This is a genomic window from Haloferax sp. AS1 (assembly GCF_014530665.1).
GTDB lineage: Archaea > Halobacteriota > Halobacteria > Halobacteriales > Haloferacaceae > Haloferax > Haloferax volcanii.
Genome location: NZ_SPSA01000001.1, coordinates 1,468,525 through 1,494,463 on the forward strand (window position 1 = coordinate 1,468,525; position 25,939 = coordinate 1,494,463).

A 25,939-nucleotide genomic window follows, 5' to 3' on the forward strand; every position below is an offset into this window, starting at 1 on the left:
CCAGTCTTTATATCCAACTCATTTTATATACTTGGCCTCGATGACTCTCTTACTATGCAAGCTGTTGTCCTCGCCGCCGGTAAAGGAACCCGTCTTCGACCACTCACTGAAGACAAGCCGAAAGGAATGGTCGAGGTCGACGGAAAACCGATTCTCACCCACTGCTTTGACCAACTCGTCGACCTCGGTGCGGAGAAACTTGTCGTCGTTGTCGGCTACAAGAAGGAGATCATCATTCAACACTACGACGACGAATATCGTGGCGTCCCCATTACCTACGCGCATCAACGTGAGCAGAAAGGTCTAGCACACGCCCTCCTCACCGTCGAAGACCACATTGACGAGGACTTCATGCTGATGCTTGGCGACAACATCTTCAACGCCAACCTCGGCGACGTCGTCAAGCGACAGCGAGAGGATCGGGCGGACGCCGCCTTCCTCGTGGAAGAAGTCAACTGGGACGAAGCTTCCCGTTACGGTGTCTGTGTAACCAACGATTACGGTGAAATCACAGAAGTCATCGAGAAGCCCGAAGAACCGCCGTCGAATCTCGTGATGACCGGGTTCTACACGTTCACGCCGGCTATCTTCCACGCGTGTCATCTCGTCCAACCATCGAACCGCGGCGAGTACGAAATTAGTGAGGCAATCGACCTTCTCATCCGCTCTGGGCGAACTATTGACGCGATTCGTATCGACGGGTGGCGGCTGGATATCGGCTACCCAGAAGACCGTGACGAAGCAGAACAACGACTACAAGAGGAAACGACACAGGCGACCGAGTAGACGTCTAATCACGTGTGCTTTTTATTAGTGGGAGTAAACCTGATTTCAATGGCTGATTCTCCGTTTCCTTGTGTTTCTGTAATCGTTCCAGTTTATAACGACCCCACAGGTATACGTGACACACTGACTGCGCTGACCAAACAGACGTACCCGACGGAGAGAGTAAACATACTCCCCATCGACAACGGGTCGACAGACGAGACGCGCGACGTGATTCGTCAGTTCGAACGCGAGCACGAGAACGTCACACTCGTCGTCGAAGACGAAATCCAGGGGTCGTACGCGGCCCGAAACGCTGGCATAGAACAGGCGACGGGAGAGATATTTGCGTTCGTCGACGCCGACATGTACATGGACGAGTCGTGGCTCGAAACGGCGGTTGACGCGATGGACGAGGCAGCGTACGTCGGGTGCGACGTCGAACTGGTTACCAATGGGGAAGACACGCTCGCAGCAAGGTTTGACGCACAGACCGCCTTTCCCATAGCGCAGTATATTCGTCAGCAGCAGTACGCCCCGACGTGCGGGCTCCTCGTCAGTCGAGAGGTCGTCGACGATGTCGGTCCGTTCGACGAGCGTCTCGTGTCGGGCGGTGACTCGGAGTTCGGCAGTCGAGTCGCAAACGCCGGGTACAGGCAAGCGTTTGCACCGGCGGCGACACTGTACCACCCAGTTCGAGATTCGTTCTCGTCGCTGGTGAAAAAAGAACTTCGCGTCGGCCGCGGCTTGTGTCAGCGGCAAGAGTACTACGCCGAGCGGTTCGGCCGTCCCGGGATTCCGCCACGTCCGAGTGGCGTGAAATCGCCCGATGAGGAGTCGTCCGGTCTCGATTTCGAGCGACTGCTCTTCGGCGTTCTCTCGGTAGTGATGACAGGAGTTCGCGCCCTCGGGTATTATCGTGAGTACGTCCGATACGTTCGCGGGAACACCCGCTGAAACGCCAACTAATTATTCGTCTTCTCCACGAGGTTCGGCGTCAACAGACCGTAGACGTATCCAAATCCAACCGCCGCAGTGAAAACGAAGATAGCGATCAATTGTTGGACCTGCGCCAGCGACGGGTCTTCGACGAGATTCTTGAGTCGGTCAACAACGTAGACGAGCATCAAGTCCTTCAGATACGCGTTTTTATCGTCTGACGCTTGTGGATACAACAAGTCCATCACGCGCTTCGAGTAGCCCTGCCAGAACGAACGAAAGACGAGCCAGTCAAACTCAGTTCGATATTCGAAGAGTTTGTGATTCACGCGCGCTTGTTTGTTATAGATGACGCGCTCGCCCGTCTGTTCGTAGATACGAATGCAGACGGGTGCTTCGTGCGCCTGGACGTGTTTGTCTCCTTTTCGACCGGTGTTCGTGTCGTAGCCGCCCACTTCGAGAAAAACGTCGCGCTTGAAGGAGATGTTCGAGCCGTAGGTGTTCCGAACCTCCTCCATGTGCTCGCCGAACCCACGTTCGTCACACCCGACGAGCCAGTAGAATTCTTCTGGAAAGAACTCTGGTTTGCGAGCGACCCAGTCGGGGACGACGGTACCGCCGACAGCGACCGCATCCGGATTGTTTTCATAGGTGTCGACGAGCGTCTCAATCCAATCGGGTTCTGCCGTTGCGTCGTCATCAATCATCGCGACGACGTCGCCGGTTCCGAGCTCAGCACCTTTGGTCCGACTGTACGAGATACCGCGGTTCTCGTCGTTACAGTGCAGAACGACATCGTCGATGTCACCGAAGTCGTCTTGCACGCGGTCGAACACCTCTTCGTTTCCATCGACAACGATGACGAGTTCGAGGGGTTCGTAGGTCTGTGCGAGGACACTCTCGACGGTCTCGGAGAATGACTCGTACCGTTCCATCGAGTACGTACAGACCACGACGGAGACTTTCATAAGTCGGAGTTACCGAGGAGTCCCGAATAAGCATTGTCCTTCGATTTGTAACTAGCTATTTCTACCGACACAGACTATCACAAGGCTTATGAACGGCTTGGCGGTTGTTGGTCACAATGAGTGACGAGCAAACAAAGTATTCGCCCTCCATAGCGGATCTCGCTCGCGACTGGTATCACATACCGGTCCTCTCGACTATTATTCTCGTCATGCTGTGGATACGCCTCCGCAGTTATGACGCATTCATTCGAGAGGGCACAGTGTTCTTCTCAGGAAACGACGCCTGGTATCATCTTCGCCAGGTGGAATACACCGTCCGGAACTGGCCCGCGACGATGCCGTTCGACCCGTGGACCGAATTCCCGTTCGGCCGGACCGCAGGTCAGTTCGGGACAATTTACGACCAACTCGTCGCGACCGCGGCCCTCGTCGTCGGTCTGGGAAGCCCGTCATCAGACCTCGTAGCCAAGTCGCTTTTGGTCGCGCCGGCCGTCTTCGGTGCGTTAACCGTTATCCCAACCTACCTTATTGGGAAGCGTCTCGGCGGCCGTCTCGGTGGGCTCTTCGGTGCGGTTATTCTGATGCTTCTCCCAGGAGCGTTCCTCCAACGTGGGCTCGTTGGGTTTGCAGATCACAATATCGTAGAACCGTTCTTCATGGGCTTTGCCGTCCTCGCGATCATGATCGCCCTCACGGTTGCCGACAGAGAGAAACCCGTCTGGGAACTCGTTGCGGCACGCGACCTCGATGCGCTCCGTGAACCCCTGAAGTGGTCCGTTCTCGCCGGTGTCGCAACGGCCATCTACATGTGGTCGTGGCCACCGGGAATCCTTCTCGTCGGTATCTTTGGCCTCTTTTTGGTCCTGAAGATGGCTTCCGACTACGTCCGCGGTCGGTCGCCTGAACACACGGCGTTCGTCGGTGCCATCTCGATGACGGTCACCGGCTTACTGATGTTCATCCCGATCGAGGAACCGGGATTCGGGGTGACCGACTTCGGCTTCTTGCAGCCGCTGTTCTCACTCGGCGTCGCCCTCGGTGCTGTGTTCCTCGCCGCACTCGCCCGGTGGTGGGAATCGAACGACGTCGACGAGCGATACTATCCTGCGGTGGTTGGCGGAACCATGCTTGTCGGGATAGTGCTGTTTTCTCTCGTCCTTCCGAGTGTTTTCGATTCGATCGCACGCAACTTCCTCCGTACGGTTGGGTTCAGCGCCGGCGCTGCGACCCGAACCATCAGTGAAGCCCAGCCGTTCCTCGCAGCAAACGTACTCCAGTCGAACGGTCAGACTGCTGTCGGCCGTATCATGTCCGAGTACGGCTTCACCTTCTTCACAGGTGCTCTCGCGGCAGTGTGGCTCGTCGCGAAGCCGCTTGTCAAGGGTGGAAACTCGCGGAAGATCGGATACGCTGTCGGGAGTCTCGCCCTCATCGGAGTACTCTTCTTGATACCGGCGCTTCCAGCAGGAATCGGCAGTGCCCTGGGCGTCGAATCGTCGCTCGTTAGCCTCACCATCGTCACCGCACTCATCGTGGGCGCAGTGATGCAAGCCGACTACGAGAGCGAACGTCTGTTCGTCCTCGTGTGGGCAGCCATCATCACGTCGGCAGCGTTCACGCAGGTTCGTTTCAACTACTACCTCGCGGTGGTCGTCGCGGTGATGAACGCCTATCTCCTCCGAGAGGCCCTCGGAATCGACTTCGTCGGCCTCGCGAACGTCGAGCGCTTCGACGACATCTCGTATGGGCAGGTCGCAGCAGTCGTGATTGCCGTCCTCCTCATCCTCACGCCCGTTCTCATCATCCCGATTCAACTCGGCAACGGCGGCGTGTCTCAGACCGCCATGCAAGCGTCCCAGACCGGTCCAGGAACGGTCACTCAGTGGGACGGGAGCCTCACCTGGATGCAGAACAACACACCCGCAGAAGGTGAGTTCGGCGGCGAATCGAACCGGATGGAGTACTACGGGACGTACGAGTACACGGACGACTTCGACTATCCGGACGGTGCGTACGGCGTCATGTCTTGGTGGGACTACGGTCACTGGATCACCGTCCTCGGCGAGCGCATCCCGAACGCGAACCCGTTCCAAGGAGGTGCCACCGAGGCAGCGAACTACCTCCTCGCCGAAGATGAACAGCAGGCTGAGTCGGTTCTCACCTCGATGGGTGACGACGGCGAAGGCGACCAGACCCGCTACGTCATGGTCGACTGGCAGATGGCTTCGACCGACGCGAAGTTCAGCGCGCCGACCGTCTTCTACGACGAGTCGAACATCTCCAGGTCGGACTTCTACAACCCGATGTTCCGCCTGCAAGAACAGGGCGAGCAAACGACTGTCGCCGCCGCGTCGAGCCTCAAGGACCAGCGGTACTACGAGAGCCTGATGGTCCGGCTCTACGCGTACCACGGCAGCGCCCGCGAGGCGTCGCCAATCGTCGTCGACTGGGAAGAACGTACGTCCGCCGACGGCTCGACCACGTTCAGAGTGACGCCCTCGGACGGGCAGGCGGTCAGGACGTTCGACAACATGAGCGCCGCGGAGGAGTACGTCGCGAACGACCCGACCTCCCAGATCGGCGGTATCGGTACGTTCCCCGAGGAGCGCGTGTCCGCCCTCGAACACTACCGCCTCGTGAAGTCCTCGAACAGCTCGGCGCTCCGCTCGGGGCCCTACCAGCGGTCGCTCATCAGCGAGGGCAACACCTACGGCCTCCAGCCGCAGGCGCTCGTCCCCAACAACCCCGCGTGGGTCAAGACGTTCGAGCGCGTCCCCGGCGCGACGGTCGACGGCAGCGGTGCCCCGGCCAACACGACGGTGACCGCGCGCGTCCAGATGCGCGACCTGACGACTGGCACGAACTTCACCTACACGCAGCAGGCCCAGACCGACGCCGACGGTGAGTTCACGATGACGCTCCCGTACTCCACGACCGGCTACGACGAGTACGGCCCGGACAACGGCTACACGAACGTCAGCGTCCGCGCGGCGGGCGGCTACGCGTTCACCGGGCCGACCTCGGTCACCGGGAACAGCACCATCGTCAGCTACCAGGCGGAGAACGTCGCCGTCGACGAGGGCCTCGTCAACGGTGCCGAAGACGGTACCGTGCAGGTCACCCTCGAACGGAACGAACAGGAACTCGACCTGCCGGGCGATTCTTCGTCCGAGGATAGCTCGTCCGAGGACGGCACGTCCGACGACTCGCAGACGAACGAGTCGGCGTCGACATCGACCTCGGCGTCGGTCGACGCCAGCGCGGTCTCGGCCGCCGCGTAACACGAGCCGAGACGGCGACGACTCTCGCGGTCGCAGTTTCATTTTCCACACGGAGTTCAGAACAACCGCCGACGGTCGAAAAGCGAGTGCCGAGCGAAAGCCGCTCGGAAGCAGTCTTCGGCTTCGGTTCCGGTCCGGCTCCGACTCCGGTTCCGGCTCAGACGAGCGACTCGTAGTCGAGACCCTCGCGGCGGGTGACGATGCGACGGCCGTCGATGACGATGCGCTCGCGCATGGCGTCGAACTCGTCGTCGAGCGCCGCGAACTCGTCCCAGTCGGTTGCGACGAGCGCCGCGTCGGCGTTTGCGAGCGCGTCGGCGGCGGAATCGGCGTAGTCGATGTCGGGGAACCGCTCCCGCATGTTCTCGGTGGCGACGGGGTCGTAGCCGACGACGTCGGCCCCTGCGTCGAGGAGCACCTGAATGAGTAAAATCGCGCGGGATTTCCGGATGTCGTCGGTGCCGGGCTTGAACGCGAGTCCGAGCACGGCGACGCGCTTGCCGTCGAGGTCGAATCGCTCGCGGAGGAGGTCGAGCATACGCTCCGGTTGGCCGTCGTTGACGTCGACGGCGGCCTGCAACAGACGCGGTTCGTAGCCTTGAGCGCGGGCGGCGGCGATGATGGCGGCCGTGTCCTTCGGGAAACACGACCCGCCCCAGCCGAGACCCGCACCGAGGAACGCCGACCCGATACGGGAGTCGAGGCCGATGCTCTCCAACACTTCCGCGGAGTCGACGCCGAACTCCTTGCAGATGTTCGCGAGGTCGTTGGCGAGGCTAATCTTCGACGCGAGGAAGGCGTTGTTGGCGTACTTTATCATCTCGGCTTCGCTGATACCGGTCTTGACGACGGGTGGGTTCCCGGCGCGTTCGACGAGCGGGGCGAAAATCTCGGCTAGCGTCTCGTACGCCCGGTCGGTCTGCGCGCCGAGGACGATTTTGTCCGGCGAAAGGAAGTCGTCGACGGCGGTGCCTTCGCGGAGGAACTCGGGGTTCATCGCGATATCGAACCCGTCGCCGACGCGTTTCCCCGAGGCCTCTTCGATTCGCGGCCCGATGACGTCGACCGTCGTCCGCGGAACGACCGTGCTCTTGGTGACGACGAGGTGCGAATCGTCCTTCCGGGCCAGCGTCTCACCGAGCGAGGTCGCCGCGGCTGTCATCGCGCCGAGGTCGATGCTGCCGTCGTCGTTCGACGGGGTCGGCAGGGCGAGGAACGTCGCGTCCGTGTCGAGAATCTCGTCGTAGTCGGTCGTCGCTCGGAGTCGGTCTCCCGCGTACCGTTCGACGAGCTCGGCCAGTCCGGGCTCGTGAATCGGGGCCTGCCCATCGTTGAGTGAGGCGACGACGTCTTCGTCGATGTCCACGTTGACGACGTCGTGTCCGAGTTCAGCGAAGCACGCCGCGATAGTCGTGCCGACGTACCCACTCCCGATGATACTGAGTTCCATTGGTAGAGTTGTGAATGCCAGGTGGTTTGATTCTTTCCGAGTCCCGTAGTTCACTGAGGAAACAGCCGGAATCACGTAGCGGTGGACTGATATCCTCCCCGAGAGAGGGTCCGACAACGAAATGTCGAGGAACTCAGACGGGGACGCTCCCCGGCTCTCGTGGCTTCTCATCTACCTGAAGGGCGTCTGCATGGGTGCCGCCGACGCCGTGCCGGGCGTCTCGGGCGGCACAATCGCGCTTATCACGGGTATCTACGAGCGGCTCATCAGCGCGGTGACGGCCATCACACCCGGCCGAATCAAGCGCGCCCTCGGCGTCGTCGTCCCCGGACGCCGGGCCGACGCGGTCGCGGCGATGCGCGAAGTCGACGTCGGCTTCCTGCTCGCCCTCGGCGCGGGTATCGCCACCGCAATCGTGACCGTGATGCGCGTGCTCCACATCGCGCTCAACGACGCGCCGGTGCCCACCTACGGCTTTTTCTTCGGGCTCATCGCCGCGTCGGCGGTCGTGCTGTACGCCCAAGTCTCGCTCGACGGCCCGCGTCAAATCGCGGCGGCCGTCGCCGGGTTCGGCCTCGCGTTCGTCGCCTCGGGCGGGAGCGGCGGCGCGTTCGGACACTCGCTGCCCGCGATTGCGGTCGCCGGCGGCATCGCCGTCAGCGCGATGATTCTCCCCGGCGTCTCCGGGTCGCTCATCCTGTTGATTCTCGGGCAGTACGAGTACATGAACGCGGCGCTCAACGCGTTCATCGACAGCCTCCTCGACGTCGCCGGCGGCGCACCGCTGTCGGTCGTCGTCGAACCGGGGACGGTCGTCGTCACGTTCATGGTCGGAGCCGTCGTCGGCCTGTTCAGCATCGCGCACGTCGTCCGCTGGGCGCTCGAACACTACCGCCGGGCGACGCTGGCGTTCCTCGTGAGCCTCATCGTCGGCGCGCTCCGCGCGCCCGTGGTGGAGAGCACCGCCGCGCTCGTCGACGCGGGACGGTCGTGGACGACGGAGCTCTACGCCTCGTTCGCCGTGGCCGCGGTCGTCGGCGCGGCGGTCGTCCTACTCGTCGACCGGTACACGGACGTCATCGAGTCGTGAGCGCGCATCGGAGCGGCGCATCGAAGCGGGGTGCTCCGACGCCCCGTGAGAAGGAAGTCGGTCATCGTCCGAATCGATGACGTGCGGAATCGCGCGACTCGCGCCTCACTCGCGGGCGACGGCGATGTTTCGAACCGACCCGCCGCAGTCGGGACACTCCGACAGGTGGCTCGCGCTGACGGTCCGAGTCCGACAGGAACGACACTCGTAATACCCCTCGGTCGGGTGATAGTCGTCGATGACTGAGTTATGTAACACCATGATATACTATACCATGGATTTCGTGGTAAGCGTTGTCCTGATATTCACCAAATTACTCTAGTACATTAATATTCTACGCCGGTATGGACACTCGAACGAGAAGCGAATCAACTTCGGCACGGCTCACTGTTCAATTCTAACGGGGTCACTTCACGGGTTCGTTCGCGTCAGCGCCGGGCGACGCAGACGAACGTCTCGCGTCGGGTCTCGCCGTGGGTGACGGTGAAGCCGGCCGCTTCAAGCGCGGAGACGGCGTCGCCGAGGCCGAATCGCTCGTCTCGCGGCGGGCCGTCTTCGCCCGAGCCGGATGTGGACCAGTCGACCACGACCACGGTGCCGCCGGGACGGACGACGCGAGCGAGTTCGGCGAGCGCCTCGTCGGTGGCGAACTCGTGGTAGGTCATCGTCGAGAAGGCGGCGTCGAGGTGGTCGTCGTCGAACGGGAGCGACGCCACGTCGGCCGTGACGAACTCGACGTTGTCGGGCGCGCCCTTCTCGCGGTAGTAGTCGTGCATGACCGCCTGCACGTCGACTGCGTAGAGCGTGCCGACGTGCGGGGCGACCTCGTCGGTGAAAAAACCGGTGCCGCTTCCGAGGTCGGCGACGACGCGTTCGGGCGCGACGCCGAGGTGCGAGAGCAGTTCCTCCCGCGAGACGAACCGGAATCTCGCGGGGTCGTCCAGTTTCGCCGCCCTGTCGGCGTCGAAGGTGTGAAAGCCCATGCGATTCACTCCGCGTCCCGAGCCGTAAGTCCCATCGGTTCCTCCCCGAGTCGTGTTTGTCTCGTGCATAGCCGCCGGTGAGTCAGTCCGCCACCGGATCGAAGCGGGTCGGCGCGAGTCGGCGCGAGTCCGAGCGACCGCCCGCGAAACTGCCGACGGCGATGGGCTTTTTTGCCCGGCAGTCGGTCTCACAGGTATGGAACCCCAACTTCGACGGCCGACGCGACGCGCCTGCGAGCGCTGCGGTCGGGTGGAACGCTGGGACGACGACGCCGCGACGTGGCTCGTCGCCGAGACGGACGGCGAGAAACGGGTCGGAAGCCCCTACTGCATCCACGAGTGGGACATCAACGGCCGCTTCGCTCCCTTCGAGGAACCGGCCTGAGACGCCGACGAGCGGCGCGCGGTCGGCGGTTACGCCGCGTCTTCTTCCCGGAGCGAGTCGAGCACCGACAGCGTGCCGTCCATGTACGACCGGTCGAGCACCGTGTCGGCGGCCTCCTTGGCTACGTCGTCCGCGTTGGCGACGGCGTACGACCGCCCCGCGACCCGGAACGTCGAGGCGTCGTTGACGCTGTCGCCGACGGCGACGAAGTCCTCGGGGTCGTAGTCCATCGTCTCGCAGACGCGTTCGAGGCCGACGCCCTTCTCGACTCCCGGCGTCTTGATGTGGTAGGCGAAGCCGGTGTCGATGACCTCGACGTCGAACTCGTCTGCGACTGCCCGGAGGAGCGCCTCGTCGGCGTCGAGACGGGCGATGATTTCGGTCTCGCGCCAGCGGTTCGCGGTGTCCGCGGCGTCCCAGCCGAGGTCGCCGCCGCGGGCGACGAACTCGTCGGCGGCGGCCTGCGCGGCCTCGCGGTCGCCGGTGAACGTCACCTCGCCGTCTGCGAGGACGACCCCGCCGTTCTCCGCGATGACGGTCTGTGGGAGGCCGAGATAGTGACACAGCGAGACCGGGTACGGAAACGCCTTGCCGGTGGCGAGGATGACGGGCGCGTCCCACGCCGGGAGCACCTCGAACGCGCGGGGGTCGAGATGTCCGTCCGCGTCGGTGAGCGTCCCGTCGATGTCGAGTACGAGCGGCGGAACCATACCCGGAGTTGGGCGACGGGGGAAAAAGGTTCAGCGGTCGGGGAGAACCGCGCCGCGGCCTGCGCTCTCGACGCCGACGACGAACTCGTGGCGGCGAGCGCCGACGCCTCAGCGCTCGGCGTCGTCCAGCCCGCGGAACGCCAGCGTCGAGAAGTTCGGGACGGGTCGCGTCGCCGGTCTGCCCGGGCCGTCGGTGGAGTCGGAGTCCGAAACCCGGCGCACGATGCCGAGGTCCGAAAGCTCGTAGAGGACGCGCCGGACGGTCGCCGGCGACAGCGACACCCGCGGCGACGCGGCGATGTGCTCGGTTGCCGTCGAGACCGAGGCCGTCTCCTCGTCGTCGAGCGCGACGAACGCCCGGAGGACGCGCCGGCGGCTCTCTGGGAGCGCGAACACGCGACCGAGCGAACAGCCGTCGTCGGGGACGGCGTCGATGCCGGCGCAGACGTACTCGGTGTCGATTGTGTCCGCGCCGTCGGCCGCGGCGAGCGTCGCCGCCCCGTAGAGCGCCGACAGCGCGTCGTGGGCGTCGCCGTCGGCCCACTCGGCCACCTCGCGCGTCGCCTCGTGCGGGAGCGCGTTGCGGGCGACGCCGTCCGACGCGCGCGCGACGAGGATATCGACGAGGCTGTGGCGCTCGTAGGCCGAGACGGCGATGGACGCCGCGTCGGTTACGTCGGTTACGTCGTCGTCATCACCGGCTTCGGTCGCGTCGCTCCGCGGGTCACGGCCGACGGTGAGCACCGAGACGTGCGGCGACACCGAAGAAAGCGTCTCGACCGCCGTCGCCGCGGAGACGGTCTCCGGCTCGCCGACGTGGTCGACGGCGACGACCGCGTGTTCGTCGTGGGCGACCCGCGCCGTGAGCCGCTCGCGGAGCGCCTCGACGCCGACGCCCTGCGAGGGCACCGGCTCCTTCGAGAGCGTTTCGAGCGCCGCGTGAAGGAGCGCGAACTCGGTCGGAGCGTCCCGAGCGTCGACGTAGGCGAACGAGGTCGTCGGCGTGGCGGCGGTCCGCGTCGCGGTGTGGATGACCGACCGTCGGGCGGGGAGGGCGCTGGCGAGGTGCTCGAACAGCGCCGCGACGACCGCCGACTTCCCGACGCCCTTCGGCCCGTGGACGTGAGCGTCGGGCGGCAACTCGCCGTCGAACACCGGGTCGAGATGGTCGAGAATGCGTTCGAGCGTCGGACCGCGGCCGGTCGGCTCTCGGGGATGAGCCGTCGGGTCGAGCGCGCTCAGGTCTCGGACGAGCCGCCGTCTCTTCCCGCCGCGTCGACGCCGCCTGGTGATTCTGTCTTCGAGGCGCATGGCGTGGAACGTTCCGTGGCTGACGGTATCCGGCGCACGCCTAAAAACCGACCACTACCGACAGCCGCCGTGTGGAATGAGAACACGAAACACTAAAATCGGCCGTTCGGAGCGCTTCAAAGGCAGTTGAGAGGTTCGTGACGACCGCCGAGCTCGAAGCAATCGTAACTAATAGTAACAATAATTTTGAATTATTGCCGTCGTTTTGATTCGGCGTAGAAACGCCGAGATACGGTATTCTACGACCACTACGATGGCACTCCGGTCTGTGAAGTGGTCCGTTCTGTGAGACGAACGGGGCGCGAGACGAGTGAAGGTAAAATAAAGTGCCGTCGGTCCTACCTCACGAAAGACAGATGAAAAAATCGCCGAGCGTCCTCGTCATTGGCGGGGGGTCGACCGGCACGGGCATCGCGCGCGACCTCGCGATGCGCGGGCTGGACGTGACCCTCGTCGAGAAGGGGAACCTCACACACGGGACGACGGGGCGGATGCACGGACTCCTCCACAGCGGGGGCCGGTACGCGGTGTCGGACCAGCCGTCCGCCAAGGAGTGTATCGAAGAGAACCGCGTCCTGCGGCGTATCGCGGGCCACTGCGTCGAGATGACGGGCGGGCTGTTCGTCCAGCGCCCCGAGGACTCCGACGAGTACTTCGAGAAGAAACTGGAGGGCTGCCGCGAGTGCGGTATTCCGGCCGAAGTGCTGTCCGCCGAGGAAGCCCGCGAGATAGAGCCGTACCTCGCGAAGGACATCAAGCGCGCCATCAAGGTCCCCGACGGCGCGGTCGACCCGTTCCGCCTCTGCGTGGCGAACGCCGCGAGCGCCGTCGAACACGGCGCGCGCATCGAGACGCACTCCGAGGTCACGGACGTGCTCGTCGAGGGCGGCGAGGTCGTCGGCGTCGAGGTCACCCACCAGACCGGCACCGGCCCGTACGTCCACGGCGAACCCGGCGAGGTCGAGGAAATCCGCGCCGACTACGTCGTCAACGCGACGGGCGCGTGGGCCGGCCAAATCGGTGACCTCGCGGGCGTCGACGTGGAGGTCCGCCCGTCGAAGGGCGTCATGACCATCATGAACACCCGGCAGGTGGACACGGTCGTCAACCGCTGTCGGCCGAAGGGCGACGCCGACATCATCGTCCCCCACGAGACGACGTGCATCCTCGGGACGACCGACGAGGAAGTCGAAGACCCCGAGGACTACCCCGAGGAGGGCTGGGAAGTCGACCTGATGATAGAGACGCTCTCGGAGCTCGTGCCCATGCTGGCCGACGCGCGGACGATTCGCTCCTTCTGGGGCGTCCGCCCGCTGTACGAGCCGCCGGGCACCGGCACGGAGGACCCGACGGACATCACCCGCGAGTTCTTCCTGTTGGACCACGCCGACCGCGACGACCTGCCGGGCATGACGAGCATCGTCGGCGGCAAGCTCACGACCTACCGGATGATGGCCGAACAGATTTCTGACCACGTCTGCGAGAAGCTCGGCGTCGACGCCGAGTGCCGCACCGCCGACGAGCCGCTACCGGGCAGCGAGGACTTCACCGTCCTCCGCGACTACATGGACGACTTCGGCCTGCGGTCGCCCATCGGCCGCCGGTCGGCCCAGCGCCTCGGCTCGCGCGCCGACGAAGTCCTCAACAGCGTCGACCCCAACCCGGTCGTCTGCGAGTGCGAGGCCGTCACCCGCGCGGAGATTCAGGACGCCCTCGACACCGCGGGCACGGACCTCAACTCCGTGCGCATCCAGACGCGCGCCTCGATGGGCAACTGTCAGGGCGCGATTTGCTGTCACCGGATGGCGAACGAACTCGCGCCCGAGTACGACGAAAAGACCGTCCGCGCCTCCCTCGACGACCTCTATCAGGAGCGCTGGAAGGGCGAGCGCCACGCCATGTGGGGCACGCAGCTCTCCCAGACCGCGCTGAAGCACATGCTCCACGCGGCGACGATGAACCGCGACGAGGACCCCGCCGCGGCCGACGCCGACATCGACTTCGCCGCCTTCGACGACGGCGGCGCGTCGGAGGGCGACGCCTCGGGCGTCGCGTCCGGCGGCGCGGTGGCAGACGGCGGCCGCGAACGGGCCGCGGACCGCGCGGACGACGACGCGCTCGGAGGTGCAGATGGCGATAACTGACGACGTGCTCGTCATCGGCGGCGGCATCGCCGCCTGCACGGCCGCGCTCTCGGCCGCGGAGACGGGCGCTCGCGTGCGCCTGCTCGCCCACAAGAAGAGTACGCTCCGACAGGCAAGCGGCCTCGTGGACGTGCTCGGCTACGCCGGCGGCGACGGTCCCCTCTCGGACCCCTACGCCGGCCTCGACGCGCTCCCGGAGGGCCACCCCTACCGCGTCGTCGGCGAGGACGGCGTCCGCGCCGGTCTCCGCATCTTCGACGAGGCGGTCGGTGACGCTTACCGCGGCGGCCACACCGATTCGAACGCGCTCGTGATGACCCACGGCGGTGCGGTGAAGCCGACCGCTCGGTATCCCGCGTCGGTCGCGCCCGGCCTCGCCAGTTCGTCGGGCGACACGCTGCTCGTCGGCTTCGCGGGTCTCACGGACTTCGACGCGCCCGTCGCGGCCGACCACCTCGCGGCCGCCGGCGTGCCGTTTTCGGCCCGCGGCGTCACCGTCGAGTTCCCCAAGCGGTTCCGCGCCGACGCGAAGGTGACCCGGTTCGCCAAGGCGCTCGACCGCGACGAGGACGTGGACGGCGGCACGGTCCGCTCCGTCCTCGCTGACACCGTCGCCGACGAGTTAGACGGCGAGTCGCGCGTCGGTTTCCCGGCGATGCTCGGCGACGACCACGACGAGGACGTCCGCGCGGAGCTTTCCGACCGACTCGGCGTCCCCGTCTTCGAGGTGCCGACCGGGCCGCCGAGCCTGCTCGGACTCAAGCTCGAAGACATCCTGTTCGACGCGCTCGACGAGGCGGGCGTCCGCATCTCCGCGGGCAACCCGGCGGTCGACTTCGAGGCCGACGCCGGCCGCGTCGAGACCGTCGTCGTCGACCAGAAGAGCCGACCGACGCCCTACTCGGCCGACCAGGTCGTCCTCGCGACGGGCGGCCTCGTCGGCAAGGGCCTCGACTCCGACCGCGAATCGGTCACGGAGCCCGTCTTCGGCTGTCACGTCCCGCACCCCGAGGACCGCTACGACTGGTCCGCCCCCGAGGCGTTCGGCGACCACGCGTTCGCGCGCTTCGGCGTCGTCCCCGACGACGAACTCCGACCGACCGACGAAGACGGCGAACCGCACTTCGAGAACCTGCGCGCCGCGGGCGGCGTCGTCGGCGGTGCCGACGTGGCGCGCGAGAAATCCGCGAGCGGCGTCTCCTTGGCGACGGGTGCCGTCGCCGGCCGACTCGCGGGCGAGGAGGCAACCAGATGAGTGACGCAGAATCCCCAGGCAACCCGACTTTGACCCCCGACGCACAGACAGACGACTTCGAGGCCGTCGAGGTGTTCCCCGACAGCACCGATATGGACCTCCGTCCCGGCGCGGACAACTGTTACAAGTGCACCGCCTGCGACGTGTCCTGCCCGGTCGCGGAAGTCGACGACGAGTTCCCCGGGCCGAAGTTCCAGGGACCGGAGCAGTGGCGGCTCAAGCGCAAGGAAGACGAGGCCGTCGACGACTCCATCATGTCGTGTTCGAACTGCATGCGCTGTGACGACGCCTGTCCCTCGGGCGTCCCGCTCAGCCAGATGCACAACACGGCCCGCGGCGAGTACGTCGACGAGCAGATGGACAAGCTCTCGCGGGAGTACATCCGCAACCGCATCCTCGCCAACTACGGCACGCTCGCCCAGTTGGGCAGCATGTTCCCGCGGCTGGCGAACGCCGTCATGGGCAACTCGGTCGTCCAGCGGATAAACGAGAAAGTGCTCGGCATCACGGCCGAGCGCGACTTCCCCGAGTTCGCCACCCAGACGTTCCGCGAGTGGTGGAACGAACGCGGCGGCCCGCAGGTCCGCTCCGAGGAAAAGCGCGTCGCCTACTTCCACGGCTGTTACTCCAACTACAACACGCCCGAGGTGGGCAAGGCGATGGTCCGCGTCTTCGAGTCGTTCGGCTACGAGGTCGTCGTCCCCAAGCAGCGCTGTTCCGGGACGCCGATGTTCGCAAACGGGATGCTCGACGACGCCAAGCGCGCCGCCGGCATCAACGTCGACAACTTCGCGGGGCTCATCCCCGAGGGCTACGACATCATCGCGTCGTGTACCTCCTGTTCGATGTCGCTCCGCCAGGAGTACCCCGAACTGTTCGACATCGACGGTATCGAGGACCTCTCGGCGCACACCTACGAGGCGCTGGAGTACCTCCGTATCCACGAGGACCTCGAAGGCGCGGTTCGCGAGGCCTCGGTCGACGACCAGGCGTTCGCGTACCACGCGCCGTGTCACGGCCGCAATCAGGGCCTCGACCGGCAGGCGGTCGAGCTGTTCCGCCAGCTCGACGGCGTCGAAATCGAGGACGTGGGCGACTCCTGTTCCGGCATCTCCGGCACCTACGGCTGGAAGGAAGAGAAGTACGACAAGTCGATGCAGATCGGCGCGGACATGTTCGACCACATGGAGCACGCCCAGGGGAGCGTCGGCATGACCGAGTGCCCCACCTGCTCGATGCAGATGGAACACGGCACGGGCTACGACATCAAGCACCCGCTCCAGCTCCTCGAAGAGGCGCTGGTCTGACTCGCGCGCACAACTGACGGACGGGACGCGTTCGAGCGCCGCACCACTCGGGCCGCGTCGCGCTCGGCGCGCGCGCCGGTTCGGCGGCGGTTTAGAGGACCGTGTTGCCGGTTAATCGCCGTTTTTCCCCGTTAATCGGCGGACGCGGTCGTTCTGTTCGCCGGACCGACCCGATGGTTAAAACGGTCGAAAAAAGCGCCCGTGTGAAATAAAACTCCCGAATACAGTGGGTACAAGCCCTCTACCCCGAATACAAACGCCACAGTATGCGGGGCAGTAGTAAAGAAACATTTATCATATAATTTGTACACGTTTGTAGTGGTAGGACTCTCACACCGAGAGTTCGTATCGAGGTTGGTTAGAAATGTCAGGAGAAACTTACGTCGGTGCCATCGACCAAGGTACCACAGGCACGCGGTTCATGGTGTTCGACCACGACGGCAAGGTGGTCGCCAACGCCTACGAGAAGCACGAACAGATCTACCCGGAGCCCGGTTGGGTCGAACACGACGCAAACGAGATTTGGGACAACACGAAGCAGGTCATCGACGCGGCGCTTTCGAGCGCCGGGCTCGACGCCGAGCAGTTAGAAGCCATCGGCATCACGAACCAGCGCGAGACGACGCTCGTCTGGGACCGTGAGACCGGACAGCCGATTCACAACGCCATCGTCTGGCAGGACCGTCGGACGACCGACCGCATCGAGACGCTCGAAGCGGAGGGCAAGACCGACGACGTGCGCGCGAAGACGGGGCTCGAACCCGACGCGTACTTCTCTGCGACGAAAGCCGAGTGGCTGCTGGACAACTCCGACCCCATCAAGCTCCAGCGCTCCCGACCCGAAGATATCCGAGACCGCGCCGCCGACGGCGAACTCGCCTTCGGGACCATCGACACGTGGCTCATCTACAATCTGACGGGGAACCACATCACGGACGTGACGAACGCGTCGCGGACCATGCTGTTCAACATCCACGACATGGAGTGGGACGACGAACTCCTCGACGAGTTCAACGTCCCGCGCGAACTCCTCCCCGAGGTCCGCCCGTCGTCCGACGACGACTACTACGGCACGACCGACGCCGACGGCTTCCTCGGCGCGGAAGTCCCCGTCGCCGGCGCGCTCGGTGACCAGCAGGCCGCGCTGTTCGGCCAGACCTGTTTCGACGCCGGCGACGCGAAGAACACCTACGGCACCGGCTCGTTCATGCTGATGAACACCGGCGACGAGGCGGTCATGTCCGAACACGGCCTCCTCACCACCGTCGGCTTCCAGCGCTCCGGTGAGCCGGTCCAGTACGCCCTCGAAGGCTCCATCTTCATCACGGGCGCGGCTATCGAGTGGCTCGAAGACATGACGCTCATCGACAACGCCGCCGAGTCCGAGAAGCTCGCTCGGTCGGTCGAATCCACCGACGGCGTCTACTTCGTCCCCGCGTTCACGGGCCTCGGTGCGCCCCACTGGGACCAGCGCGCCCGCGGTACCATCGTCGGCATGACCCGCGGCACCCGCCGTGAGCACATCGTCCGCGCGACGCTCGAATCCATCGCGTTCCAGACGCGCGACGTGGCCGAGGCGATGGAGTCCGACAGCGACATCGACCTCTCCAGTCTCCGCGTCGACGGCGGCGCTGTCAAGAACAACTTCCTCTGTCAGCTCCAGTCGAACATCCTCGACACGGAAATCGTCCGCCCGCAGGTCGACGAGACGACCGCCCTCGGCGCGGCCTACGCCGCCGGCCTCGCCGTCGGCTACTGGGAGACGCTCGACGAACTCCGCGAGAACTGGCAGGTGGACCGCGAGTTCGAGCCGAAAGACCCACAGAACGTCGAGCACCGCTACGGCCGCTGGAAAGAGGCCGTCGACCGCTCGCTCGACTGGGCACGGGAGGAATAACACGTGTTCGAAGCATTCGCACTCCAGATTCCGGTCATCGGCGTCAGTACCGAGCGGTTCATCGTCCTCCTGCTCGCGGCGTTCGCGGGCGGCATGTTCGGCGCGGCGCTCGGCGCGCTGCCGTCGTTCATCTTCACCGGCTTCGTCGTGCTGCTCGGCGAGACGGCGGGCATCGTCATCCGACAGTTCGAAGGTGCCGACCTCGTCACCGCCGGCGAGCTCGGCACGGGTATCACCGGCAGTATCGGGTTCGGTCCGTTCGTCGGCCCGCACATCGCCTTCGCCGGCGGTGTCGCCGCCAGCGCCTACGCGGGCAAGCGGTACGCCGACATGAACCCCAGCGAGGGCGGCTACCACTTCGGGAAGGACATCACGTACGCCTTCGGCACGAAGCCCGACATCCTCGCCGTCGGCGGCCTGTTCGGCGTCCTCGGGCTCCTCATCTCCCGGGTCGCCGGCGGTATCGGCCTCCCGCTCGACAGCGTCGCGCTGTCGGTCATGACGACGGCGCTCATCGCACGCGTCGCCTTCGACTACCCGCTCATCGGCTCGCCCGCCGGCAGCGGCCTCCTCGACATGTCGCCGTTCGAGAAGGGCGAGATGCGCGGCGACGGTAGCGGTCGGCCCGCGACCGAGCCGTGGCTCCCCCACCAGTACAAGTGGGTCAACATCGTCGTTATCGGCCTCGGGGCCGGTATTCTCGGCGGCTGGGCGTGGCTCATCACGGGGAGCTTCTTCCTCGCCTACGGTATCTCGGCGGCCAGCCTGCTGTTCTTGAACCTCGGCGTCGAGAAGATTCCCGTCACCCACCACATCACCCTCGGTGGGTCGGCGTTCGCGGGCGTCGCCGCGCCGATGGTCGGCGGTAACGAACCGCTCATCATCGTCGCCGCCGCGGTCGGTGGCGTCATCGGTGCGCTCCTCGGGGAACTCACCCAGCGTATCGCCTACGCGCACTCCGGGACGCACGTGGACCCGCCGGCGATGTCGATTACCATCTATTCGCTGCTCATCGGCGTGCTGTTCCTGCTCGGGGTCATCCCGAACTCGGCGTACCTCGGGCTCTAAACCCGGACGCCTCCGGCCCCGCACCCGTCGTTCACGATTTTTCTGCGCTGCGTTCCGCAACCGGTAGCGATAACGCTCCGCGGTCGATACCCGACGTATGGAACGCATCGTCACCGTCGTCCCGAAAGACGGCCTGCACGCACGTCCCGCCTCCCAGTTCGTCGAGACCGCGAACTCCTTCGACGCCGACGTCCAACTCGGCCGGGCCGACGAGGACGACCTCGTCCCCGCCGCCAGCATGCTCGCCGTCACCGGCCTCGGCGTCGGCCACGGCGAGGAGATTCGCCTCGTCGCCGACGGCGACGACGCGGAGGCCGCGCTCGACGCGCTCGAAGCAGTGCTCTCGACGCCCGAATCCGGCGACGAAGAATAAGAACCGACGGCCCGCCGCTCCCGCGGCGGTGTTTTACCGGCACGAATCGACGAACCGACTCAGTTCGGCCGGTTCAGCGCAGATCAGTTCAGCTTCCGGTAGTCGCGGGCGTCCTCGGCGCGCTCGACGACCGAGTCGAGCGTCGCCTTCTTGCTCGTCGTCTCGACGGCCGCGTTGAGCGTCCCCTCCAGCACCGGCGCGTCCGCGATGACCGCCTCGGAGTCCATCGCCATCTCGATGGCGAGCTCCGCGTTCATCACGGCGCTGCCGAGGTCGACGAGGACGACGACGCCGTCGCCGTCGTCCGCCTCCTCGATGCCCTCGCGGATGCGGTCCGGCGAGGTTCCGATGCCGTCTTCGTCGCCGCCGGCGGGGACGATGCGGGCGTTGCCGCCGCCCATCTGCGCCGCGACCTCCGCGATTCCCTCGGCCGCCTTCGCGCTGTGCGAGACGACGACGAGGCCAATCATTCGCCTCTCCCGACCGCGTCTTCGGCCCGCGCGTCGCGGTCGACCTCGCCGTCGAGGTACTCCTCGGCCGTTTCGAGGAGCTCTTCGAGGATGAACAGCGTGCTCGTCGCGCCGGGGTCCTGATGGCCGACCGAGCGCCAGTCGAGGAACGACGCGCGGCCCTTCATCGCCTTGATGGGGACGGTGAAGGCGACGCCGCGCTCGGCCGCGTCGACGGCCTTGGCGAGGGCTTCCAGCGGCGGGAGGTCGTCCTGCTCGATAGACTTCTTGTAGGTGTGGACGGCGGGCACGAGCGCGTCGACCATCGTCTTCGCGCCGACCTGCGCGCCGCCGCGGTCCTTGACCTTGTCGAGGTACGCTTCGGCGAACGCCACCGACGACTCGGCGGTGATGCCGTCTTCGAGCTCTTGGCTAGCGAACATGATAGAGCCGCCGTAGAGGGGGCCGGAGGCCCCGCCGACGTTCGAGATGAGCGTCGTCCCGACGTTTTTGACGACCTCGTTCGGCTCCATCTCGACGAACTCCTCGCGCTTGTCGGCGGCCTTGCCGAAGCCGCGTTCCATGTTCGCGCCGTGGTCGGCGTCGCCGATGGCGGAGTCGAGGTCCGTGAGATACTCCCTCTCCTCGGCGAGGCGCTCCGCGACGTTGTCGAGCGCGTCCAGCACCGCTTCGCGTTGTGTCTCTGCGTCAGCCATGGCTGACCTTCGTCGGCCGGGGGTTAATCCCTTGTCCCGCGGGACTGTTCTGCCGCGAAAAATCGGTGACGTGTCGGGGGTCGCCGGCGCGAGTTCGCTGCGACCGACGACGCGGCGCGTCGCTTACTCGGTGACGGTCAGGCCGGGCGTCTCCGCGGGCGCGCCGAGCAGTTCCTTCAACTCGTCGTCGACGCGGAGCACGGAGACCGAACAGCCCATCATGTCGAGCGAGGTCATGTAGTCGCCGACCCACGCGTCCCACGTCTCGACGCCGCGGTCGTCGAGGATGGACTGGAGCTTGCGGTTGACGATGTACAGCTCCGACAGCGGCGTGCCGCCCATGCCGTTGACCATCGTCACGACCTCCTCGCCCTCGTCGAGGTCGAGGTCGTCGAGGACGTTCTCGGTCAGGTGTTCGGTAATCTCGTCGGCGCTCATGACGTCGGCGCGCTCGGTGCCCGGCTCGCCGTGGATGCCGATGCCGAGTTCGATTTCGTCCTCGCCGAGGTCGAACGTCGGCTCGCCCTTCTCGGGCGTGACACAGGAGGTGAGCGCCATCCCCATCGTCCGCACGTTGTCGACGACCTTCTCCGCGACCGCCGTGACCTCGTCGAGGTCGCCGCCCGCGGCGGCCTTCGCGCCCGCGCACTTGTGGACGAAGATGGTGCCCGCGACGCCGCGGCGACCCGAGGTGTACAGCGAGTCCTCGACGGCCACGTCGTCGTTGACGACGACCTGCTCGACGTCGACGCCCTCCATGCCGGCCATCTCGGCGGCGGTGTCGAAGTTCATCACGTCGCCCTCGTAGTTCTTGACGACGCAGAGGACGCCGTCGCCCGCGTCCGTCGCCTGAATCATCTCGTTCAACTGGTCGGCCGTCGGGGAGGTAAAGACCTCACCGGCCGCCGCGCCGTCGAGCATTCCGTCGCCGAGATAGCCCGCATGCGTCGGCTCGTGACCCGACCCGCCGCCGGAGACGACCGCGACCTTCCCCTCGACCGGCGCGTCGTCGCGGACGAGAACGTTCGTGCCGTCGAGCCGGCGCAGTTCGGGGTGCGCCGCGACCATCCCGTCGAGCATCTCGTCTACGACCGCTCCGGGTTCGTTGATGAGTTTCTTCATGACTCACCGTCCCTCACGTTCGATGAGGCCAAAAGTGTTGGTCAGTCGGAAGTCGAGGCGGTCGCCGTCTGCGAAAAATCGGTGGTAAGCACCCTCCATTTCGCGGGTCGCGGCGGCGGCCGAACGCCGGCGGCGACCGGGGAGGGACGGAAACGCGCGACCGCCTCAGTCGAGTTGGGTGACCGCGATAGTCACCGACACGTCTTCGACGTCCCACGTCTCGACCGTCTCGCCCTCGGCGCTTCCGAGGTCGAACTCGCGGGCGCGGACCTCCTCGGCGATGAGGTCGCTGTTCTCCTCGACGAAGCCGGCGACGCGCTCGTCGTCGACGGCGAGCGACACGTCGATTTCGGCCTCCACGTCGAGGTCGAGCTGTTTGCGCATCTCCTGAATCCGGCGGATGACGTCGCGGGCGTAGCCCTCGGACTCGATGTCGTCGGTGAGTTCGGTGTCGACGTAGACCGTGCCGCCCTCGAAGTCGGCACCGCTGACGTGTTCCGGCGGTTCCGCGCGGTACGAGACCATCTCGTCGGTGAGGTCGTACGTCTCGCCGTCGACTTCGACGCCTGATTCGACCGCGGCGCGCGAGAGCCCCTCGACGGCCTCCATGATTTTTTGCGCCTCAGCGCCGAACTCCGGCCCGATAACGCTCATCTGCGGCTCGGCCGTCTCGACGAGTTCGTCGAAGATCTCGACGACCTGCACGTCGCGGGTGTTCACGCGCTCCGCGAGGAGGTCCGAGAGGGCGTCGACCGCCTCGGCGACGTCCTCGTCGTCGGATTCGACGACGATTCGCGAGACGGGCCAGCGGAGCTTGCGGCCGCCGAGTTGGCGGGCGTGCGCCGCGGCCTCCTCCACGTCGCGGAGGACGGCCATGTTGGCCTCCAGTTCCTCGTTTCGGAGCTCCTCGTCGGCCTCGGGGTACGACAGCATGTGGACGGTCGTCTCCGAGCCGTCGAGCCGCTGGTACATCCGCTCGGCCATGTAGGGCGCGTAGGGCGCGATGAGCCGGATGGACTCCGAGAGCACCGTCGAGAGCGTGGCGTACGCGCCGAGCTTCGACGCCGAATCCTCCTCGTCCCACATGCGCTCGCGGATGGCCTTCACGTAGAAGCGCGACACGTCCTTCGTGATGAAGTCGAGGAGCGTGTTGAGCGCGGTGGAGACCTCGTAATCGTCCCACGCGTCGGCCATCTCGGCCTCGACGGTCTGGAGCCGCGAGAGCACCCACTCGTCGACGACGGTGAGTTCGCCCGCAGAGAGGTCGGCCTCGGCGGGGTCGTAGCCGTCGAGGTCCATGTACGGAAGCGGGAAGCGGAAGACGTTCCAGAAGATGTTGAGCGTCGACTGGGTGTCCGCGAGGCCGTCCCACTCGAACGAGAGGTCGACGCCCTGCTGGTCGTGGCTGAGGAGGTAGGCGCGGAGCGGGTCGCGGCCGGCGCGGTCGATGGCCTCCTCGGGCGTCACGATGTTGCCGACGGACTTGGACATCTTGCGGCCGTCCTTGTCGTTGGCGAAGCCGTGCATGATGACCTCCTTGTACGGCGACTCGCCGGTCGCGGCGGTGCCCATACCGAGCTGCGACCAGAACCAGCCGCGGGTCTGGTCGTGCGCCTCGATGATGAGGTCGGCGGGCCACAGTTCGTCGTAGGCGTCCGTCTCGCCGGGGAAGTCGAGCGTGCCCCACGTGGCGACCGAGGAGTCTATCCACACGTCGAACACGTCGGGGACGCGCTCGTAGGTGACGCCGTCTTCGGTGATGGTGATGGGGTCGACCGAGGGCCGGTGGAGGTCGACCGTCTCGGGGTCGATATCCTGGTCGGCGCGCTCGGCCAGTTCCTCTCGCGTGCCGACGACAATCATCTCCTGTGCGTCCTCGGCGTCGGCGTCCTGCGGAACCCAGATGGGAAGCGGGATGCCCCAGTAGCGCTGCCGGGAGACGTTCCAGTCGGGCGCGTCGCTCACGAAGTCGCGGAAGCGGTTGTCGCGGGCCCACTGCGGGTGCCACTCGGACACCTCGATGTTGTCGAGGAGCTGTTCTTTCACGTCGGTGACCGTGATGAACCACTGGTCGGTGGCGAGGAAGATGATGTCCGTGTCACAGCGCCAACAGTGGCCGTAGCGGTGGTCGTGCTCGCCGGCGTGGAGCAGGTGGCCGAGTTCGTCGAGGTCCTCGATGACCTCCGGGTTGGCGTCGCGGACGAAGGTGCCCGCGTAGTCGCCGCCCTGCTCGGTGAACTCGCCTTTGTCGTCCACGGGGACGAACACGTCGAGGCCGAGTTCCTGCCCGCGGGCGAAGTCTTCCTGCCCGTGGCCGGGCGCGGAGTGGACGAGGCCCGTGCGGTCGGCCTCGACGTAGTCGGCGGTGTACACCTGTCCCGCGCCCTCGAAGTCGGCGTACTCGTCGACCACGCCGTCGAGCGGGTGGTCGTACTCCCAGCCGACCATCTCCTCGCCCGTGACCTCCGAGAGCACCTCGTAGTCCTCGTAGCGGCCCTTCTTCAGGACCTCCTCGACGCAGGGTTCGGCGAGGTACAGCACTTCGCTCTCGCCGTCCTTCTCGGCGCGGACCTCCTGATACGTCATCTCGCCGTCGACGGCGACGAACGTGTTCGCGGGGATGGTCCACGGCGTCGTCGTCCAGATGACGAGGTTGCCCTCGCGGCCCTTCAGGGGGAACTTGACGTAGATGGACGGCGAGGTGATTTCGTCGTACTCGACCTCGTTGGCCGCGATGGCGGTCTGACAGCGCGGGCAGTAGTTGACGCTACGCTTGCCCTGTTCGACGAGTCCGTTTTCGGCGACCTTCGAGAACGCCCACCACGCGGACTCCATGTACTCGGGCGACAGCGTCTGGTAGGGGTTGTCCCAGTCCATCCACGCGCCGATGGACTGGAAGTCCTCGTCCATCGCCTCGCGGTTGCGGACGGCGAACTCCTTGCACTTCTGGATGAACTGCTCCATGCCGAACTCCTCGATGTCGCGCTTCGAGGTGAAGCCGAGTTCCTCCTCGACTTTGACCTCGATGGGGAGGCCGTGCATGTCGTAGCCGGGACGGTCCGTGACCTGATGCCCCGTCATGCGCTTGTGCCGGATGACGGCGTCCTTCAGCGTCTTGTTCCACGCCGTGCCGAGGTGCATCTGGCCGGACGTGTACGGCGGGCCGTCGACGAAGAAGAACGACGGGTCGTCGGCGTGTGCCTCCTTCGTCGCCTCGTACGCGTCGTTTTCGTCCCAGTACTCGCCGACCACGGACTCAACGTCCGACGGCGTGTACTGGTCTGCGATGTCTTCCATACCCCGTCCTTCTCGCGGATATATATCAAAACGGCGGGTCTGGTCCGCGTCGGCCGGGCGTTCCGCCGGGTCGGACTCAGACACGGGAGACCCTCCGCTGTCGGTGGTCTGTTGGTCGCTGTCGATACGCCTGTCGGGTGTGGGTCGTGCGTCGCTCCATGTTGGGTTCCGGTGGTCGTGGTCACACCGGACGGGAGACCGCTGTCGCTCGGAAGTCGATACGGGCGGGAGTCGAGGATGAGAGATGTGCGAGGCTACCGCCCCGCAATAATGGGCGACGGGGCGACGACCGAGCGCCGTGACTGGCCGACCGCGGGCGGGCGGCGCAGAGTCAGGAGTCGTCGCATGCTGTTCGAACGAAGTCTCGGAATCGACATAACGCTTACTCCGACGCCGACTCGCGGCCCGACGCCACCGCCACCACCGACG

General features: G+C 65.6%; 21 protein-coding genes. 11 read left to right on the forward strand and 10 right to left on the reverse strand.

The window, feature by feature from the left end; translation table 11 throughout:
• Window positions 1-54: 54 nt before the first annotated feature.
• Complete coding sequence (aglF, locus tag E4P24_RS07900) at window positions 55-786, forward strand: UTP--glucose-1-phosphate uridylyltransferase AglF (protein ID WP_115859868.1); 732 nt, start codon at window positions 55-57, stop codon at window positions 784-786.
• Window positions 787-834: 48 nt separating this feature from the next.
• A complete protein-coding gene (gene aglI / locus E4P24_RS07905) occupies window positions 835-1,722 on the forward strand; it encodes a glycosyltransferase AglI (protein WP_115859866.1) in 888 nt (295 codons plus the stop codon).
• 8 nt (window positions 1,723-1,730) lie between these two features.
• Here the strand turns inward: aglI and aglG are convergent, their stop codons facing one another.
• Window positions 1,731-2,672 carry a glucosyl-dolichyl phosphate glucuronosyltransferase gene (aglG, locus tag E4P24_RS07910; RefSeq protein WP_004063273.1) on the reverse strand — a complete coding sequence of 314 codons (942 nt, stop codon included), beginning with the start codon at window positions 2,670-2,672 and terminating at the stop codon, window positions 1,731-1,733.
• Between the two features lie 116 nt (window positions 2,673-2,788).
• Here aglG and E4P24_RS07915 point away from each other — a divergent pair, with 116 nt between their 5' ends.
• Window positions 2,789-5,953, forward strand: a complete 3,165-nt coding sequence (locus E4P24_RS07915) for an oligosaccharyl transferase, archaeosortase A system-associated (RefSeq protein ID WP_188148327.1) — start codon at window positions 2,789-2,791, stop codon at window positions 5,951-5,953.
• Between the two features lie 157 nt (window positions 5,954-6,110).
• Here E4P24_RS07915 and aglM read toward each other — a convergent pair whose 3' ends face one another.
• Window positions 6,111-7,403, reverse strand: a complete 1,293-nt coding sequence (gene aglM / locus E4P24_RS07920; RefSeq protein WP_188148328.1) for a UDP-glucose 6-dehydrogenase AglM — start codon at window positions 7,401-7,403, stop codon at window positions 6,111-6,113.
• Window positions 7,404-7,524: 121 nt separating this feature from the next.
• Here aglM and E4P24_RS07925 point away from each other — a divergent pair, with 121 nt between their 5' ends.
• Complete coding sequence (locus tag E4P24_RS07925) at window positions 7,525-8,493, forward strand: DUF368 domain-containing protein (RefSeq protein WP_004063270.1); 969 nt, start codon at window positions 7,525-7,527, stop codon at window positions 8,491-8,493.
• A gap of 105 nt (window positions 8,494-8,598) precedes the next feature.
• On the opposite strand, the gene E4P24_RS07930 is transcribed toward E4P24_RS07925, so the two are convergent.
• Window positions 8,599-8,754: a rubrerythrin-like domain-containing protein gene (locus tag E4P24_RS07930; protein ID WP_004041411.1), complete on the reverse strand. Its 156-nt coding sequence runs from the start codon at window positions 8,752-8,754 to the stop codon at window positions 8,599-8,601.
• Window positions 8,755-8,921: 167 nt separating this feature from the next.
• Window positions 8,922-9,476 (reverse strand): class I SAM-dependent methyltransferase, encoded by a 555-nt coding sequence (locus E4P24_RS07935; protein WP_004041412.1) that lies wholly within the window; start codon window positions 9,474-9,476, stop codon window positions 8,922-8,924.
• 196 nt (window positions 9,477-9,672) lie between these two features.
• On the opposite strand from E4P24_RS07935, the gene E4P24_RS07940 reads away from it, so the two are divergent.
• Entirely contained in the window at window positions 9,673-9,861 is a 189-nt protein-coding gene (locus E4P24_RS07940; protein ID WP_013035288.1) for an HEWD family protein, read from the forward strand.
• A 29-nt stretch (window positions 9,862-9,890) separates the two neighbouring features.
• On the opposite strand, the gene E4P24_RS07945 is transcribed toward E4P24_RS07940, so the two are convergent.
• Together E4P24_RS07945 and E4P24_RS07950 are read right to left on the reverse strand one after the other, a co-directional pair.
• Window positions 9,891-10,571 carry a phosphoglycolate phosphatase gene (locus E4P24_RS07945; RefSeq protein ID WP_188148329.1) on the reverse strand — a complete coding sequence of 227 codons (681 nt, stop codon included), beginning with the start codon at window positions 10,569-10,571 and terminating at the stop codon, window positions 9,891-9,893.
• A 108-nt stretch (window positions 10,572-10,679) separates the two neighbouring features.
• Entirely contained in the window at window positions 10,680-11,882 is a 1,203-nt protein-coding gene (locus E4P24_RS07950; RefSeq protein WP_188148330.1) for a Cdc6/Cdc18 family protein, read from the reverse strand.
• 356 nt (window positions 11,883-12,238) lie between these two features.
• Between E4P24_RS07950 and glpA the strand changes: the two genes are divergently transcribed.
• From glpA to ptsH1, 6 genes are all read left to right on the forward strand, one after another.
• Window positions 12,239-14,026: an anaerobic glycerol-3-phosphate dehydrogenase subunit GlpA gene (gene glpA, locus E4P24_RS07955; RefSeq protein WP_115859854.1), complete on the forward strand. Its 1,788-nt coding sequence runs from the start codon at window positions 12,239-12,241 to the stop codon at window positions 14,024-14,026.
• Window positions 14,013-15,281, forward strand: coding sequence for a glycerol-3-phosphate dehydrogenase subunit GlpB (glpB, locus tag E4P24_RS07960; protein ID WP_115802731.1), 1,269 nt, complete (start codon window positions 14,013-14,015; stop codon window positions 15,279-15,281). Before glpA ends, glpB begins: the two co-directional genes overlap by 14 nt.
• Window positions 15,278-16,588, forward strand: a complete 1,311-nt coding sequence (locus tag E4P24_RS07965; RefSeq protein ID WP_049896069.1) for an anaerobic glycerol-3-phosphate dehydrogenase subunit C — start codon at window positions 15,278-15,280, stop codon at window positions 16,586-16,588. The genes glpB and E4P24_RS07965 overlap by 4 nt, the downstream gene beginning before the upstream one ends.
• A gap of 364 nt (window positions 16,589-16,952) precedes the next feature.
• The gene (glpK, locus tag E4P24_RS07970) at window positions 16,953-18,485 is read left to right on the forward strand and encodes a glycerol kinase GlpK (RefSeq protein WP_004063264.1); all 1,533 of its coding nucleotides are present in this window, start codon (window positions 16,953-16,955) and stop codon (window positions 18,483-18,485) included.
• Window positions 18,486-18,488: 3 nt separating this feature from the next.
• Window positions 18,489-19,553 (forward strand): hypothetical protein, encoded by a 1,065-nt coding sequence (locus tag E4P24_RS07975; RefSeq protein ID WP_004063263.1) that lies wholly within the window; start codon window positions 18,489-18,491, stop codon window positions 19,551-19,553.
• A gap of 97 nt (window positions 19,554-19,650) precedes the next feature.
• A complete protein-coding gene (gene ptsH1, locus E4P24_RS07980; protein WP_004063262.1) occupies window positions 19,651-19,926 on the forward strand; it encodes a phosphocarrier protein HPr in 276 nt (91 codons plus the stop codon).
• An 83-nt stretch (window positions 19,927-20,009) separates the two neighbouring features.
• Here the strand turns inward: ptsH1 and dhaM are convergent, their stop codons facing one another.
• From dhaM to ileS, 4 genes are all read right to left on the reverse strand, one after another.
• Window positions 20,010-20,396, reverse strand: coding sequence for a dihydroxyacetone kinase phosphoryl donor subunit DhaM (gene dhaM, locus E4P24_RS07985; protein WP_004063261.1), 387 nt, complete (start codon window positions 20,394-20,396; stop codon window positions 20,010-20,012).
• Entirely contained in the window at window positions 20,393-21,091 is a 699-nt protein-coding gene (gene dhaL, locus E4P24_RS07990) for a dihydroxyacetone kinase subunit DhaL (RefSeq protein ID WP_004041423.1), read from the reverse strand. Before dhaL ends, dhaM begins: the two co-directional genes overlap by 4 nt.
• 123 nt (window positions 21,092-21,214) lie before the next feature.
• Window positions 21,215-22,213, reverse strand: a complete 999-nt coding sequence (gene dhaK / locus E4P24_RS07995; RefSeq protein ID WP_188148331.1) for a dihydroxyacetone kinase subunit DhaK — start codon at window positions 22,211-22,213, stop codon at window positions 21,215-21,217.
• Between the two features lie 165 nt (window positions 22,214-22,378).
• Window positions 22,379-25,510, reverse strand: a complete 3,132-nt coding sequence (ileS, locus tag E4P24_RS08000) for an isoleucine--tRNA ligase (RefSeq protein WP_188148332.1) — start codon at window positions 25,508-25,510, stop codon at window positions 22,379-22,381.
• Window positions 25,511-25,939 lie beyond the last annotated feature (429 nt).

Excerpts from the sequence above, each read along its gene's own strand:
- dhaL (WP_004041423.1), bottom strand. The coding sequence starts at position 21,091 with ATGGCTGACGCAGAGACACAACGCGAAGCGGTGCTGGACGCGCTCGAC.
- E4P24_RS07935 (WP_004041412.1), bottom strand. The coding sequence starts at position 9,476 with ATGGGCTTTCACACCTTCGACGCCGACAGGGCGGCGAAACTGGACGAC.
- dhaM (WP_004063261.1), bottom strand. The coding sequence starts at position 20,396 with ATGATTGGCCTCGTCGTCGTCTCGCACAGCGCGAAGGCGGCCGAGGGA.
- glpA (WP_115859854.1), top strand. The coding sequence starts at position 12,239 with ATGAAAAAATCGCCGAGCGTCCTCGTCATTGGCGGGGGGTCGACCGGC.
- E4P24_RS07915 (WP_188148327.1), top strand. The coding sequence starts at position 2,789 with ATGAGTGACGAGCAAACAAAGTATTCGCCCTCCATAGCGGATCTCGCT.
- E4P24_RS07965 (WP_049896069.1), top strand. The coding sequence starts at position 15,278 with ATGAGTGACGCAGAATCCCCAGGCAACCCGACTTTGACCCCCGACGCA.
- E4P24_RS07930 (WP_004041411.1), bottom strand. The coding sequence starts at position 8,754 with ATGGTGTTACATAACTCAGTCATCGACGACTATCACCCGACCGAGGGG.
- aglF (WP_115859868.1), top strand. The coding sequence starts at position 55 with ATGCAAGCTGTTGTCCTCGCCGCCGGTAAAGGAACCCGTCTTCGACCA.
- E4P24_RS07950 (WP_188148330.1), bottom strand. The coding sequence starts at position 11,882 with ATGCGCCTCGAAGACAGAATCACCAGGCGGCGTCGACGCGGCGGGAAG.
- ileS (WP_188148332.1), bottom strand. The coding sequence starts at position 25,510 with ATGGAAGACATCGCAGACCAGTACACGCCGTCGGACGTTGAGTCCGTG.
- dhaK (WP_188148331.1), bottom strand. The coding sequence starts at position 22,213 with ATGAAGAAACTCATCAACGAACCCGGAGCGGTCGTAGACGAGATGCTC.
- aglG (WP_004063273.1), bottom strand. The coding sequence starts at position 2,672 with ATGAAAGTCTCCGTCGTGGTCTGTACGTACTCGATGGAACGGTACGAG.
- glpK (WP_004063264.1), top strand. The coding sequence starts at position 16,953 with ATGTCAGGAGAAACTTACGTCGGTGCCATCGACCAAGGTACCACAGGC.
- E4P24_RS07925 (WP_004063270.1), top strand. The coding sequence starts at position 7,525 with ATGTCGAGGAACTCAGACGGGGACGCTCCCCGGCTCTCGTGGCTTCTC.
- aglI (WP_115859866.1), top strand. The coding sequence starts at position 835 with ATGGCTGATTCTCCGTTTCCTTGTGTTTCTGTAATCGTTCCAGTTTAT.
- ptsH1 (WP_004063262.1), top strand. The coding sequence starts at position 19,651 with ATGGAACGCATCGTCACCGTCGTCCCGAAAGACGGCCTGCACGCACGT.
- E4P24_RS07945 (WP_188148329.1), bottom strand. The coding sequence starts at position 10,571 with ATGGTTCCGCCGCTCGTACTCGACATCGACGGGACGCTCACCGACGCG.
- glpB (WP_115802731.1), top strand. The coding sequence starts at position 14,013 with ATGGCGATAACTGACGACGTGCTCGTCATCGGCGGCGGCATCGCCGCC.
- E4P24_RS07940 (WP_013035288.1), top strand. The coding sequence starts at position 9,673 with ATGGAACCCCAACTTCGACGGCCGACGCGACGCGCCTGCGAGCGCTGC.
- aglM (WP_188148328.1), bottom strand. The coding sequence starts at position 7,403 with ATGGAACTCAGTATCATCGGGAGTGGGTACGTCGGCACGACTATCGCG.